We start from the raw sequence: 13,904 nt of genomic DNA on the forward strand, positions 1-13,904 counted from the left end.
ACAGCAGAAGTCGCTTCAATTACGGGATATGGGTTGTCGTGGATTTATGAGCTAGTTCGCAGCTATAACCGTTACGGAGCAAAGATGCTAGGAGACCGTAGGCAAAATAACACAGGCACGGAACCATTGTTAGATGATGTCCAATTAGCGCAATTATGGCAAATTTTGCATTCCTTACCCGCAGATGCAGGTTTATGGAATGGTCCCAAGGTGGCAGCTTGGATGAGCGAGTTGTTGGGTCGAAAAGTATCGCCTCAACGATGCCTTCACATTCTCCCGAACTTCAACTCTTCAGTTAGGTTATGGCCAGTAACTAATGAAGCGATCGCGCTTCGTGTCCTTTGATTCTTTAGATCACTTAGAAGAGGCTTTATTTCAACGTTGCAAAGTGATATCTGATGACCAGGACCTAATCCGTGGTCTAACTTATTACCATTGGTGGCAGCAAACAAATAGAAGTTTTACTACGTGCATTTAACCGGATTTGATATAACCCCTAAAAACACCGAGCGTGCGCTCGCACTTTTCATCAAATATCAGTTTCTCCAAGGCTAAAAACTTTGCTTTTACTCATACAGTTTAAGAAATTGCAAATCAAAACTCTTTTACTTGTCGCGGGTCTTCATCAGGTGGATGCCAACCACCTTTAATCCCTTAGACGAGCTTTGACAATAGACTCTTCATTATGACGTTCATCATTTAGGTTTAAACGATTACTTGTAGAGCATCCTACGGAACTAATGTCAACAACCTTCTTTTCAGAGTTCAATACAATGTTAAAAGATGATAAGTTCTGATTCGAGTATATAGAATTCATTAATACGTATCTATCTTAGCTTATAGTTTATCTAGCTTATAGAGATTGATAGTTGATGGTTTTAAACAGCATGAGAACTCCACTCATACTGAGTATCATCCCTTTCAGTCTATAAGACTATATTCTTAACTTGAAAACCATGAGATTAGATCATAAGTACAATACCGTTGCCAAAATAAGAGCATGAAAAGGTAAGGAACTTCGTAGTAGAGTTATTGTTTTTCACCACGACAACTCAAAAACTACTTGCAGCCTATGCCGGACATCTTATGACTGTTTCAATGCTTATTACCGCAGATAAACACTACAATGATGCGGCAATTAAACCAGAGAGTTCTGTCAATGTTTTACAAAAAAATAAATCTATATGCATAGACGAGCGCCTTTATCTTTGTTTTTAGGAGTATTAACGAGTTCTAGCTGTTTTCTCTTCAGTGTAGCAGCCCAAGTCCCATCTAATTCGCAGCAGTCCTCGACTCGGAGTGAAGCTCAAGCTGCTAGTTGGTTTGAAGCCCATCGCGCGCAGCCAGCAGCTTTACGAGCATTTGTACAACGAATGCCGAAGGGAGGAGATATCCACAGTCATCTAAGCGGGGCTGTGTACGCAGAACACTATCTGGAGTGGGCTGCCATCGATGGGTATTGTGTGAATCCAAAGGTGGGGGCTTTAGTTGAACCTAAGGCTTGCGGTCAGGACAGTAGCTATTTTCCAGCCTCAGAATTGTTAAACCGAACATCTGTTTATGATTCCCTAATAAATCGTTGGTCTACTCGTAACCTCCAATTTGCTGGAAAATCCGGACACGACCAATTTTTTGACGCTTTTAGTGGTTTTGGGACAATATCAGACTCTGCGAGTCGCCGGGATGATATGGTCGCGGAAGTAGCAAATCGGGCAGCTTCGCAGCATATTACCTATCTAGAGTTAATGCTTACCGTTCAGGGGAGTGAGGTTCGACAGCTAGGGCGTGAAGTTGGTTGGAATAAAGATTTGCAAGAGATGCACCGTCAATTGCTCAAAGGAGGATTAAGCAAGCTAGTGATACTCGGCAGCCAGCAATTAGAACAGTTGGAGCGCGAAGTCTGGAAAACACTTGGTTGCGGAACTCTATCAGCACAGCCCGGATGTGCTGTGACGGTGCGCTATTTGCAGCAAACGACAAGAACAAAGTCACCCGTTGAAGTGTTTGCTCAGTTAGCTTATGCCTTTGAATTAGCTTCATCGGAAAAGCGTGTGGTTGGCATCAATCTCGTCGCCCCGGAAGATAACCCGATTGCGCTGCGTGACTACACCCTGCAAATGCAAATGCTGCAATTTTTAAAACGCCAATTTCCCAATGTCAAGGTCGCGCTCCATTCTGGAGAGTTAACCCTGGGATTGGTTCCGACCGAAGATTTACGTTTCCATATTCGGCAAGCTGTAGAAGTGGCACAGGCATCTCGCATCGGACATGGTGTGGATATTCTTTTTGAGGAGCGTCCCTTCGAGTTGATGGAGCAAATGAAGCGACGCGGCGTGTTGGTCGAAATCTGCCTGACCAGTAATGAGGTCATTTTGAATGTCCAGGGAGATCAACATCCTTTTAGGGAGTATTGGAAGGCTGGGGTACCAATGACCCTTGCTTCCGATGATGAAGGCATTTCCCGCATTGATTTGAGTCATGAGTATCTGTTAGCGGCAACGAGATATGGGCTGGGATATAAAGACCTCAAGCGACTAGCTCGCAATAGCTTAGAATATAGTTTCGCTCCGGGAAATAGTCTCTGGAAGTCGCCTGAGTTTAAGGAAATGGTTCCAACTTGTGAAAGCGATACCCCTGGTGATACTTCTGTTTCTCAAAGGTGCAGTGCTTTTTTGCACAAGAACGAGCACGCGCGGATTCAATGGCAGCTAGAGTCGGAATTTGCTCGGTTTGAGTCATTGCGGAACTCGCTTTGATTGACTTTCAAGAAAAATCTAGAGTGACGAATTATTTAACCGCAGCGACTTTTTTAGAAGTCAAGTTTTTCGGTTCTTTAGGACTTTCTTCAAATTGAATACTAGCATTTTCCCAAAACTCTTTCTCTTTATAACTGTTAGCTGCTGGATTAAACATCTAAGTAAGCCTCAGTAACTATAGTTACATCTATTATGCAGCTTGCCAAAATAAGAAAATAACGTGAATCTGCTTAAATCTTTAACCTTCATTTTTAATTTCCAACAAAATTTCACCCTATCTTACAGGAGATAGGGTGATGGGAATGCGGGGCGATCGCAGAGCGAGTAAAAATTCAAATTTTAGTGATGAAGACGAGCTTGGCGCTCACGCAATTCACGAGCTTTTTGTTCACGAGCTTGGCGCTCACGCAATTCACGAGCCTTTTGTTCACGAGCTTGGCGCTCACGTAATTCACGAGCCTTTTGTTCACGAGCTTGGCGTTCACGTAATTCACGAGCCTTTTGTTCACGAACCTGCTGTTCATGCAATTGACGTTCACGAATTAGTTTAGCGTTATTAAAAGCAATAGTATTAGTATTTAAATGTTCATTGCGAAAATTCACTTCAGATGCATTAGCATGAGTTGAAAGAGCAGCAATTGAAACAGAAGCTAATAAACCACCAAGAAGAATAGATTTTAAGCGGTTCATATATCCTTTAATCCTTGTTTTACTTAACTTGTATATTGCCAATATATTCTGCATAATCAAGAAAAGATATCTAGCAAATGTCACCACTTAAACATGACTAAAGTCACTAAGCGCGTCAGTTGGGGAAAATCGGTAATTCAATCTCAAGCGATCGCGATCGCACTTTGGCCCAATAGCTGCTGAAGATTGCACTCAGAATTTATCGGGCAAAGCTCATGAACAACCAACCGAATCACAAAAACCGTAGTCTACAAGAAACGCCATGTCCTATTTCTTGCCTTAAGGCGATCACACCTCGCTGCTTCTGGGGTAGCTCGCCAACTGACCTATTACTAACTTTTCATATTTTAGAAATAAATCAAACTAAAATCTTTGTATTTAGATGTTCAAACATCTAGATGTCTAGGATGTGGAAGTGGCACCTCGGCTCAATACCTATCTGTTCTGTGTTCTGCTGATGGCGGCATCCCGATCAATTTCAATACATCTGCTTGTGGCTGTTTCAACTGGATCTCTGGTAGCCATTCATCCGGGTTGGTATATAGCAAATCTAAATTAGCTGCAATCTTGTGTGACTCCCAATCCCACCAAGATAGTTCTAGCAGCCGTTCTACTGTTTTAGGCTCAAACCGATACCGAATTATCTTAGCTGGATTACCGACCACAATTGCATACGCAGGAACATCACAAGCAACAACAGCCTGTGCGCCCACAACTGCACCATTCCCAATTTTCACCCCTGACAAAATCGTTGCTCCATGCCCAATCCAAACATCATGGCCAATATTCGTCACCCCGCAAGCAGATGCATCGGTGTAACGTTCTTCTGGAGAAGCTTCCGCAGATAACCACTTGAAAGGAAATGTCGTTACTCTTGTCATAATGTGGTTTCCTCCACCAAAAATAACGATATCCTTAGCCAGAGAACAAAACTTTCCGATCTCAATCCGATCTTTTGGGGTAAATATTGCCAAACTGATGTGCCGATCAAAGTAGGTGTAATCTCCAACTTTGATACGCGGGTCTTGAATATGAGCATTTAGCCAAATGGGAGGAGAAGTATATTCGAGCATAGTCATAAAAGATATCCACACTTCAACAGGTTATCCGTAAGAGGTTAAAAGTATGTTCTTCTTGTTTACCACTATAAAATGCTTTTTGATGTCTTTGTGGTTTTTCTATCGGACTTTCCATAACATCCATGACAATTAAGTCTTCTGATACAGATGTATTTAATAATTTTTTCTTCCCTGGTAAACTGAATTTTCGGGACTTGATTAAAATGTTTTCAATGTTATGAACTATACGACAAACTGTCGATTCTGCAATTCCGAAATCTTGCCCTATATGAAAATAAGTTCTATATTCTCTCCAATACTGAAGAACCATTAAAACTTGATCTTCCACAATTAATTCCGGAGGACGTCCAGATTTTTTGCGCAATGCTTTTTTACCTTTAACTATACGAACCATCAATCGATAAGTTTTACGATTAACTCCTGTCAGTCGTTTAAATTTTGTGGAAGACAATTGTTTGGTTTGAGAGTATTTCATTTTTAACTCAGTAATTTTACTTAGGAAGTCAAACCAGATATTATATCACAAAAAACTTTTGCAAGAGGTCTTATCTGCGGTTCACAAAATTTTCTGAAGGGGTCGTACCGTGGAGAATCAGTAAGTCAGTGGGTGTATTTCTGTGCTGATGGGGCTGGGTGGGGGGAAGGCGAAAAGCTGCGGGCGCGTAAATGCCTTGATTGTAGCAACGTTCAGCTGTTTACGTATGATTAGCTGATGGCTAGCCACCAGTGAGTAAATTGTAGTCAAATACTTGGCATTACCTACCAATCATATCAAATCCGGTTAAATGCACGTAGTAAAACTTCTATTTGTTTGCGGCCACCAATGGTAATAAGTTAGACCACGGATTAGATCCTGGTCATCAGATATCACTCACCTTCAGATTTTATGCAATAAAAAACCCCACTAACTTATAGAAAGTGGAGCAATTAATGTTACAAGTTTAGGAGTCAATCATCGGTAAAATCGCTATTTGGACTCGACAAGCGAAATTATTCTAAAGCTTTCTTAAGTTCGTCTTTAATATTTTCTACGGTGTGAGTGACTTGGGCTTCAGCTTGCTTTGCTTGTCCTTCAGTTTTATCTTGTGGATTACCTGTTATTTCACCCACAACCTCTTGAATTTTTCCTTCAATATTTTTTGTAGTCGCTTCTATTCTCTTTTCGGTACTCATGGTTTTTATCTCCAGCTTGTAGTTGATTCAGGGAACTCCAAAAATAAATTATTACTACTTGCAAAGTGGGCCGAAAAGCCCGCCCATTTCACAGGACGGGCAAAACGCTCATCCTACAAGAAATAAAATATTGGGTTATTTAATTTCTTGGAAGTCCCTAAGCTATTAAATAATTTAACAGTTGTGTATTGTTTTTTACTTCCATCAACCGAGAGAATATTTTGGTAAATTATATTAACTTAAGATAGATGCCGATCAGTATAGTAGCACATAATACAAAATATGAAAATCTGATAAATAAAATTTATATATATTAAAAAAATAACTTTTTCCCAAATAAATGAACTATAAGTTAAAGCAAAATTTAAATAAAAGGGAAATAAAGGAGTGCCAACAAAAAGTCAAAAAAATGTCTGGAAGAATGAGATTAATGACATCATTCGAGGTGCTTGTGGAGGTTTTTTATTTGGCATACCTCTACTCTACACAATGGAGGTTTGGTGGATTGGATCGTTGGCAAAATCACAACTGATAATGACGGCGATCGCATTAATGTTTATTGTGGTTTACTTGCTCAATTACACAGAAGGCTTTCGCAAACGCAGATATACCTGGCTAGCTCATCAAGCTCTAATGGATACCGTCGAAGCGATCGCGATTGGATTAGCTTGTTCTACCTTTGTGCTGTTACTATTGCGAGAATTGACACCAGAAACCTCCCTAAAAGAATCTTTAGGTAAAATCATCTTTGAAAGTGTGCCCTTCGCTCTCGGTGTAGCATTAGCGAATCAGTTTATGGGAGATACTGAAAACAGCAATGGAAAAGGACAAGCAAGCGATCGGGAAAATAGCACAACCAAGAACAAAGGGGATGAGTTACACGCCACCTTTGCTGATGTGGGTGGAACCCTGATTGGTGCAACCATAATTGCATTTAACATCGCTCCCACAGATGAAATTCCTATGCTTGCAGCCGCGACCTCTCCACCTTGGGAGTTGGCAATGATCGCCGCATCTTTGCTGATTTCTTATGGCATTGTATTTCAGGCAGGTTTTTCTAACCAGCAAAAACGTAAAGAGCAAAAGGGAATTTTTCAACGACCATCAAGCGAAACCATTATTTCTTACCTAGTATCATTGCTAGCAGGCGCTTTTATGCTGTGGTTCTTTCAAAAGTTAACTCTTAGCGACCCCTGGACAATGTGGTTAGATCACACATTGATACTGGGCTTACCTGCAACTATTGGTGGTGCAGCTGGAAGGTTAGCAATATGACTAAAACAGAACAACAACCAAAGCGCTCAATAGCTGAGTGGATAACATTCAGCATCGCCTCATTCATCCTGGCAATCATTGTGAGTCTAGTAGGCTACACTTGGCTGAACGAAAAAAATCAACCTCCCATCCTTTCTGTTACTAAAAAACAAACAATTCGAGAAATTAATGGCCAGTTTTATGTTCCTTTTGAAGTTGTGAATAGTGGAGGAGATACAGCTGAGTCAGTTCAGATTATGGCTGAGTTACTGATTAACGGCAAAGTTACAGAAACAGGAGAGCAACAGATTGACTTTTTATCTAGTGGGGAAAGCGAAGAAGGCGCATTTATATTCAGCCATAACCCGCGCCAAGGTCAGTTAAATCTACGTGTTGGTAGCTATAAATTGCCATAGGGGACTGACAAATAAAAAAATACCCTACAATATTGCATAATCTATTTGTTGGAAGTATATCCGAACTCAACCTTCACCCCACTTGCTTTCATCGTGGGAAGCGAACAAGTCGGGCATTGCCTGCCTAACCAGTGCGCTAAGAGTTGAGTTCGGGTGCGGGCGATCGCGCTGGTAGGGTATTCTGTACCTGACGTTGACGTAGAGTCTGTCTTTGATACGCTGTTCGCGTTCGTAGAGAAGTTGAAATCTGCTGTATCAGTACTATATTTTATTGCTTCCCCATATTTCCAACACAATAGCCCTCGCCTTTTTGAAAGCCTTGAAGAAATTAAATAATTTTAGTAAATAAATTATTGTATTTTTCTCTTGTCAGAGATATAAAATAGGATTAACTGTTTTGAGGCATATTTCATCAGAAATTTATAATTTTGATATTTGTAATATGTAAGTATTACAAATATCAAAATTATTTGATATACAAAACTATCAAGGAATATTTTATATCTATGATTATTAGTATTGCTAATGATGATTTATTGGTGTGTACTGGTCATGACTATTGGATTTTTGCTTATGAGGGCAATGACAATATCTCTGCTAGTCTTGCAGATAACCTAATTGATGCTGGAAAGAATAATGACAAGTTGGCTGGTAATGGAGGCAATGACAAATTTCAGAGCGGTCGGCGCGATAATAGCAGTTGTTTTAACTCTCTTGATCGGAACAACGCATTGCTTCATCCTGAGTATTTAATTGTTGCATTTTGATGATATTAGTTTAAAAAATTAAGGAGTAAACATTGTGGAAGTTACGATCAATCAATTATTTAAGTTATCTGTAAAATATTTTTCAGCAATCACAGCCATAATAACAGTTCTCCCATTACCAGTTAAAGCCGCTACATTTTTAGTAACTGAGCGTGCTGGTTTAGGAGGCAACGATCAAGTTAATTGGGAAAGTTTAGGTAAAGTATTTAATCCCTCTGCCCCTGATTTTTCTGTTTTTCTACCTAACTCTTTTTCAGCAACATCGCAACGTGGTTTAGGCTTGGATATAAATATAACTCCAACTAATAAGCCTCAAATTACTCCACCATTTGTCTTTCAAACTTTACCTCCACCTGGCATTCGGAGTAACTTTGGTCTAGGTGATTTTATTCTCTTCGGAGGTATAGACCCAACAGGTTTTATCCCTCTTCCTCCTGGTACTCCCGATCCTGGCACTCAGGGGAACGGCGGGCCTTTTTCGATTAGTTTTGCCCAGCCAGTTTTTGGCGCTGGAACTCAGATAGCTGTAGACACTGGTAAATTGAAAATTGAAAATTCGATCGCCGCTTTTGATAACGCCAATAACCTATTGGGTACTTTCTCAGTTCCAAATATTTCTTCCTTAGCATTAGATAATTCGGCAGTATTCTTGGGGATTCGTAGTGACACTCCAAACATCTCACGACTTGTTTTTAGCAGTTCTGCTCCACAATACGGCTTGGCTATTAATCAGGTAAGCATTCTTGCAGTTCCCGAACCAACTTATACCTTAGCGATATTAGCTTTTGGTGTTTCAGGTGCTGTTTTGAAACGACGCAAACATACTTAACACTCCCACAGCATCGAAATAGTTTTCATTTAATAAGTTAGAGATTTCGGACATACTCAAACTTATGTAAGTATGTAACGTAAGTTCCAGATAATTCTTGTCTTTAACCAAATTCAACTCAATGTTATACAAAGAATTAGAAAACATCATAGACGCTAAGATACAAAAAGCCATACGGAAGCACGAAATTATAGTTGCTTTCATTAGTAGTATTATTGGCTTGATTTTCATCATGGGTTTATTCCATGCTATTTTGCTCAACCACACCGAAATTCAAACATTTTGTTTGTACTGATTACTGTTTGTAATCAATAGCTCTTTACAATCAAGCATTCCCTGATGTTCTTAAAACTAATCCAAGTTACACATCTTTTTTATAAAATGGAATTGCACAGATGGAGAGTAAAAATAATAGCAGGGCTATATTCGTCTTATTTTTGACTGTATTTATAGACTTGCTCGGCTTCGGAATTATTCTGCCGATACTGCCTTTGTATGCTGAACAATTTGGTGCAAAACCTAATGAAGCGACTCTACTTGTAGCTATTTATTCTTTAATGCAGTTCTTATTTGCACCATTATGGGGCAGATTTAGCGATCGCTACGGTCGCCGTCCGATTTTATTACTGACTTTATTCGGCTCGGTAATTGCATACGCAGGCTTAGGTTTTGCCAACTCCTTATGGATTTTGTTTATTGCTCGTAGTCTTGCTGGGATTATGTCAGGGAATATTGCCACTGCTCAGGCGTACATAGCAGATATTACCACACCAAGTAATCGAGCTCGTGGCATGGGTGTAATCGGGGCAGCTTTTGGTCTTGGGTTTATTCTCGGCCCAGCGATTGGAGGTCTTCTAATCGGGTCAGATCCGAACAACGCTAACTTTCTTCTACCGTCGTTGTTTGCAGCCGGATTATCTTTATTAGCATTTCTTTGTGCTTTGATATTACTTCCAGAATCTCTAAATTCTGAGACTAAAGCCAAAATTCAAGTTCATCGCCACCGTCAGCGCTCGCTAAACTTGCTACATCTGTCACAGCGTTCACAGTTTTGTCTACTTGTTGGCATCTACTTTTTAGTCACCTTTGCTGTTGCAGCTATGGACTCTACATTAGCTTTATGGTCTAAGCAGCAATTAAATTGGGGCCCTCAACAAGCTAGTTATCTTTTTGCTTTCATGGGGATTGTCAGCACAATAATTCAAGGAGGACTAATCGGATTCCTCAAGAAACAATTGGGTGAAATCAAGTTACTTATCTTGGGAATATTAGGATTAGGCTTAGGATTACTGTTAATTGGATTCTCACAAAGCTTAATTTTATTATTAGTAGCCACCACACTTGTGGCATGGGGAATTAGTGTCAGTCAACCAATATTGAACAGCTTGATTTCCCAGATGACACCTCCAGAAGAACAAGGACAAATATTAGGAATTGCCGGTTCTTGCTCTGCATTGGCACGCATCGCTGGGCCAACGTGGGCAGGAGTTAGTTTTATAAAATTTGGGATTTCTGCTCCTTTTTTGAGTGGAACTTTAGTAATGATAGTAGCTTTGACTCTTAGTTTGCGAGTAACTAAAAGTACATCTGAATCGAAAACAGAACGTGTCGCCTGAAAATCTAGGTATTAATTAAGAATTACGAATTATGTAGCTTGCTTCTCGCCTTTGGCGAGTATTACGAATTAATATGACAGGTCGCCGAGTATTATTTTTAGGCATCTTTGTAAGCATCCTCATCACCTACGCAATTTGGATCGGTGGGAGCATTCCTGCAAGCATCATCAAACTTCCTGACCAAGGATTAAACTGGTACTACTGGAAGCTTCCCCAACCAACCTTTTGGAGTCGAGCGACGGCTTGGGGTATGTACTTTGGGCATCAGTTTAGCATCTGGGCATGTATCTTGTGGGCGCAGCGATCGCAGTTGAAATACAAATCAGCGTTGCATCCGATAAATTACCTCATGCTTGCCATTAATGGTGTATTCATTGCTTTACACTTTCTCCAAACATATATTTGGTATGATGCTCTAGCTCAGGATACTTCAATTTGGGCTTCTCAAGGTGCGGTTGTATTCCTACTAGTCTTCGTACTGATTTTAGAAACACCTCGACGCGGTTTGTTTTTTGGCAATTCTGTTCCATTCCATCAACAGTTTTTGCAAATTATCAAAATGTACCACGGCTATTTTTTCTCCTTCGCCGCTATCTACACCTTTTGGTATCATCCAATGGAAGCGACTTTGGGGCACTTAATTGGTTTTCTCTATATGTTCTTGCTTCTGCTTCAATCTTCGTTGATATTTAACCACACCCATGTAAACCGTTGGTGGACATTCACTTTGGAAATTACGGTGCTTTTGCATAGTGTGATTGTGTCATTGATGCTAGGGCAAAGCAAGTGGCCCACATTTCTCTTTGGTTTTTTTGGCATTCTGGTGCTTACTCAACTCCACGGTTTATCTGTGGGTATCTTGACTAAACGTACTATCTACGGTGCTTTTTTAGTGAGTGTACTTGCGGTTTATGGATTGACCGAACGAGGCTTGGGCAGAATTTACGAAGTAACTTATATTCCTCTGATTGAATTTGGGCTAATTGGCGCAATTTACTTAATCTTCCTGCTCATCTTATGGACAATTTCTCGTTTACCTGTCAAGACGTAATATTATGTTAGCGTTGTTAACTCGTTGAACTCCAGCAGGCTGAATTTAAAAATTAGGATAAAATATTAACTCATCTGGGTTATTAAGATAAATTTTAAAGAATTGAAATATTGTTTAAGTGTCCATAATTATGTCCCTTATTATCACGTTGTATAGGAGAAGAAGCATTCTGTTTTGAAAGAATTGATTCTGCCCAATTATTAAGACTTCTCTCAGAAATCCAATGTTCAAATTCATGTAGAGAATGCACAATTGGCGGTATATTCAAACCCAGACGAGAGCAATAGTCAGTTTGCTTTACCATCTCCTCAAATACTGTAGATGCAGCAATACTGTCATAAAAAGTCAAAATAAGAGGAATCACTGGCTTGTCGTAAAGTTTTAAAGCTTCTACTGTGTTGCCAATTTGCTCAAATGCAGAATGAATTCGACACCAAACATCAGCAAGTTTATCAGCATGAAAATAGGCGCTTGTATCGGCAGACATAATACTACTTTTGCATTCTAATATGATATATGAACTTGAAGTTTCAATGAGAAAATCAGCACGCTTATCTTTGCTAGAGGTAGAATTTTTGACTTCAGGAATTCTTTTAAAAGAATTAGGAATAATAATTTGGTAGGCACAATTCATTAATTATGCCTATATCATTTTCGGGAATGTCTATTAAAAAACCAACTATTTTACTCACCATTACTAATATTTTTTTGCTGTTGATAAAGCTGTTTAAACTGCTGTTGTTGGATTTTATGATCCACAATTGGGTCAGGATAGCCAACAGCATGACGTTCTAAAGGTGGAATTTTACCAGTAACTAAATATTCTGGATCTACAGACCGCAATTCTGACACCCATTGCCGAATATATTCCCCCTCTGGATCGAATTTTTGTGTTTGACTGGCTGGGTTGAAAATCCGCACGGGTTTGGGGTCCATGCCGCTAGAAGCACTCCATTGCCAACCGCCATTATTAGCAGATAAATCACCATCAATCAGGTGCTGCATAAAATATTTTTCTCCCAATTGGGGATTAATTAGCAAGTCTTTAGTGAGGAAACTGGCAACAATCATCCGACAGCGGTTATGCATCCAGCCGCTTTCGTTTAACTGACGCATTGCTGCATCCACAATGGGATAGCCTGTTCTCCCCTCACACCAAGCTTGGAAGTGTTTTTCGTTAGTTTGCCAAGGAAAGTTTTTAAAGGCGTCGCGGAAAGCACCATCAGCTAATTCAGGGAAGTTATACATTGCATGTTGATAAAACTCCCGCCAAGCTAATTCCTGTTGCCATGTGCGGATATTAACTGCTGTTTCCTGACTGCGGCTGTTTTCCTGTGCTTCTATCGTGGCTTGCCAAACGGTGCGAATGCCAATTACGCCAAATTTTAAAGCTGCACTCAGTTGTGATGTACCGTCCACTGCGGGAAAATTGCGCTGTTCTTGATATTCAGTAATGGCTTTATTAGTAAATTCTTCTAATCGTTCTTGTGCCGCCGCCTCTCCTGGTGAAATAATTAATTCTCCATCCCAAATAAATCCTAAATCTTTTGCTGAAGGTAGTGCGATCGCTCCTGCAAGTTTGGCAATTTCCTGTTCAGCTTCCGTTAATCCCTCAACATTTTGCAATGTTTCTACTGGTTGACTCTTTGGTTTAGTAAGCCAATTTTTCCAGAAGGGGGTGTAAACCGTGTAAGGACTGTTACTACCCGTGCGTAACTCCTCTGGGGAGTTGAGGATTTGATCCCAGTTTTGGTTAAGAAACTCAATACCTTTTTCTTTGAGGGCATTTATAATGGTGCGATCGCGTTCTTGTGAATAAGGCTCTACATCCCAATTCCAAAAAACAGCTTTGGCTGTCAAAGCCTCTGCTAAAGCTGGTATCGCTTGTACAGGATCGGCGTGGAGTATTAACAACTGGCTACCAACTTGAGCATATCGCTCTTGGAGTTTCTGCAAACAGCCAATCATATAAGTTACTCTCACAGGAGCAACATCATCCCGTTCTAGAATATGCGGATCGAGGCAAAATACGCCCACCACCTTCGGACTCTGCCGTTTTGCCGCAGCCAGTCCCGTATTATCAGAAATGCGTAAATCGCGCCGATGCCAAAACAGAATTAAGTCAGACATTCCATGCAGGATATAGTTCACCCGTACTAGCTTAGATGCTAGTGGTACCAATAAGCATCATTCTGGCGATAAATTTATTCTTTTAATAGCATTGGGCATTGGGCATTGGGCATTGGGCATTGGGCATTGGGCATTGGGCATTG

The 13,904-nt window shown here is 40.3% G+C and carries 14 protein-coding genes and 1 pseudogene; 8 read left to right on the forward strand and 7 right to left on the reverse strand.

The annotated features are described in order from the left end of the window. The first annotated feature begins 84 nt into the window (after positions 1-84). Positions 85-345: a hypothetical protein gene (locus HWQ40_RS01090; protein ID WP_292774473.1), complete on the forward strand. Its 261-nt coding sequence runs from the start codon at positions 85-87 to the stop codon at positions 343-345. A gap of 839 nt (positions 346-1,184) precedes the next feature. Further along, positions 1,185-2,756: an adenosine deaminase gene (locus HWQ40_RS01095; protein ID WP_292774475.1), complete on the forward strand. Its 1,572-nt coding sequence runs from the start codon at positions 1,185-1,187 to the stop codon at positions 2,754-2,756. Positions 2,757-2,787: 31 nt separating this feature from the next. Here HWQ40_RS01095 and HWQ40_RS01100 read toward each other — a convergent pair whose 3' ends face one another. The 5 genes and pseudogenes from HWQ40_RS01100 to HWQ40_RS01120 form a co-directional block, all read right to left on the reverse strand. Further along, positions 2,788-2,913 (reverse strand): hypothetical protein, encoded by a 126-nt coding sequence (locus HWQ40_RS01100; RefSeq protein WP_292774476.1) that lies wholly within the window; start codon positions 2,911-2,913, stop codon positions 2,788-2,790. Between the two features lie 182 nt (positions 2,914-3,095). After that, positions 3,096-3,446: a hypothetical protein gene (locus tag HWQ40_RS01105; RefSeq protein WP_292774477.1), complete on the reverse strand. Its 351-nt coding sequence runs from the start codon at positions 3,444-3,446 to the stop codon at positions 3,096-3,098. 428 nt (positions 3,447-3,874) lie between these two features. Beyond that, on the reverse strand, positions 3,875-4,525 hold the full coding sequence (locus tag HWQ40_RS01110) for a CatB-related O-acetyltransferase (protein WP_292774478.1): 651 nt from the start codon (positions 4,523-4,525) through the stop codon (positions 3,875-3,877). A gap of 43 nt (positions 4,526-4,568) precedes the next feature. Beyond that, positions 4,569-5,000: pseudogene (locus HWQ40_RS01115) on the reverse strand (transposase family protein); the annotation flags it as partial. Positions 5,001-5,515: 515 nt separating this feature from the next. Then, positions 5,516-5,698: a CsbD family protein gene (locus HWQ40_RS01120; protein ID WP_292774479.1), complete on the reverse strand. Its 183-nt coding sequence runs from the start codon at positions 5,696-5,698 to the stop codon at positions 5,516-5,518. A gap of 387 nt (positions 5,699-6,085) precedes the next feature. On the opposite strand from HWQ40_RS01120, the gene HWQ40_RS01125 reads away from it, so the two are divergent. The 6 genes from HWQ40_RS01125 to HWQ40_RS01150 all read left to right on the forward strand — a co-directional run bounded on the left by HWQ40_RS01125 (position 6,086) and on the right by HWQ40_RS01150 (position 11,631). Further along, on the forward strand, positions 6,086-6,973 hold the full coding sequence (locus HWQ40_RS01125; protein WP_292774480.1) for a TIGR02587 family membrane protein: 888 nt from the start codon (positions 6,086-6,088) through the stop codon (positions 6,971-6,973). Beyond that, positions 6,970-7,368, forward strand: coding sequence for a TIGR02588 family protein (locus HWQ40_RS01130; RefSeq protein ID WP_292774481.1), 399 nt, complete (start codon positions 6,970-6,972; stop codon positions 7,366-7,368). Before HWQ40_RS01125 ends, HWQ40_RS01130 begins: the two co-directional genes overlap by 4 nt. Positions 7,369-7,874: 506 nt before the next feature. Then, positions 7,875-8,135 carry a hypothetical protein gene (locus HWQ40_RS01135; RefSeq protein ID WP_292774482.1) on the forward strand — a complete coding sequence of 87 codons (261 nt, stop codon included), beginning with the start codon at positions 7,875-7,877 and terminating at the stop codon, positions 8,133-8,135. A gap of 34 nt (positions 8,136-8,169) precedes the next feature. After that, positions 8,170-8,964: a hypothetical protein gene (locus HWQ40_RS01140; protein WP_292774483.1), complete on the forward strand. Its 795-nt coding sequence runs from the start codon at positions 8,170-8,172 to the stop codon at positions 8,962-8,964. 395 nt (positions 8,965-9,359) lie between these two features. Next, entirely contained in the window at positions 9,360-10,580 is a 1,221-nt protein-coding gene (locus HWQ40_RS01145) for an MFS transporter (protein ID WP_292774484.1), read from the forward strand. 73 nt (positions 10,581-10,653) lie between these two features. Beyond that, on the forward strand, positions 10,654-11,631 hold the full coding sequence (locus HWQ40_RS01150) for a hypothetical protein (RefSeq protein ID WP_292774485.1): 978 nt from the start codon (positions 10,654-10,656) through the stop codon (positions 11,629-11,631). 94 nt (positions 11,632-11,725) lie between these two features. Here the strand turns inward: HWQ40_RS01150 and HWQ40_RS01155 are convergent, their stop codons facing one another. Both HWQ40_RS01155 and HWQ40_RS01160 read right to left on the reverse strand, forming a co-directional pair. Further along, positions 11,726-12,265 (reverse strand): hypothetical protein, encoded by a 540-nt coding sequence (locus HWQ40_RS01155; protein ID WP_292774486.1) that lies wholly within the window; start codon positions 12,263-12,265, stop codon positions 11,726-11,728. A 50-nt stretch (positions 12,266-12,315) separates the two neighbouring features. Further along, entirely contained in the window at positions 12,316-13,761 is a 1,446-nt protein-coding gene (locus HWQ40_RS01160; RefSeq protein ID WP_292774493.1) for a deoxyribodipyrimidine photo-lyase, 8-HDF type, read from the reverse strand. Positions 13,762-13,904: the final 143 nt, after the last annotated feature.

Source organism: Nostoc sp. NMS9, assembly GCF_017114995.1.
Classification (GTDB): Bacteria; Cyanobacteriota; Cyanobacteriia; order Cyanobacteriales; family Nostocaceae; genus Nostoc.

Bases quoted from the DNA above. Each gene is read 5' to 3' on its own strand.
- HWQ40_RS01090 (WP_292774473.1), top strand. From the start codon at position 85: ATGCTAGGAGACCGTAGGCAAAATAACACAGGCACGGAACCATTGTTA.
- HWQ40_RS01095 (WP_292774475.1), top strand. From the start codon at position 1,185: ATGCATAGACGAGCGCCTTTATCTTTGTTTTTAGGAGTATTAACGAGT.
- HWQ40_RS01100 (WP_292774476.1), bottom strand. From the start codon at position 2,913: ATGTTTAATCCAGCAGCTAACAGTTATAAAGAGAAAGAGTTTTGGGAA.
- HWQ40_RS01105 (WP_292774477.1), bottom strand. From the start codon at position 3,446: ATGAACCGCTTAAAATCTATTCTTCTTGGTGGTTTATTAGCTTCTGTT.
- HWQ40_RS01110 (WP_292774478.1), bottom strand. From the start codon at position 4,525: ATGACTATGCTCGAATATACTTCTCCTCCCATTTGGCTAAATGCTCAT.
- HWQ40_RS01120 (WP_292774479.1), bottom strand. From the start codon at position 5,698: ATGAGTACCGAAAAGAGAATAGAAGCGACTACAAAAAATATTGAAGGA.
- HWQ40_RS01130 (WP_292774481.1), top strand. From the start codon at position 6,970: ATGACTAAAACAGAACAACAACCAAAGCGCTCAATAGCTGAGTGGATA.
- HWQ40_RS01135 (WP_292774482.1), top strand. From the start codon at position 7,875: ATGATTATTAGTATTGCTAATGATGATTTATTGGTGTGTACTGGTCAT.
- HWQ40_RS01145 (WP_292774484.1), top strand. From the start codon at position 9,360: ATGGAGAGTAAAAATAATAGCAGGGCTATATTCGTCTTATTTTTGACT.
- HWQ40_RS01150 (WP_292774485.1), top strand. From the start codon at position 10,654: ATGACAGGTCGCCGAGTATTATTTTTAGGCATCTTTGTAAGCATCCTC.
- HWQ40_RS01155 (WP_292774486.1), bottom strand. From the start codon at position 12,265: ATGAATTGTGCCTACCAAATTATTATTCCTAATTCTTTTAAAAGAATT.
- HWQ40_RS01160 (WP_292774493.1), bottom strand. From the start codon at position 13,761: ATGTCTGACTTAATTCTGTTTTGGCATCGGCGCGATTTACGCATTTCT.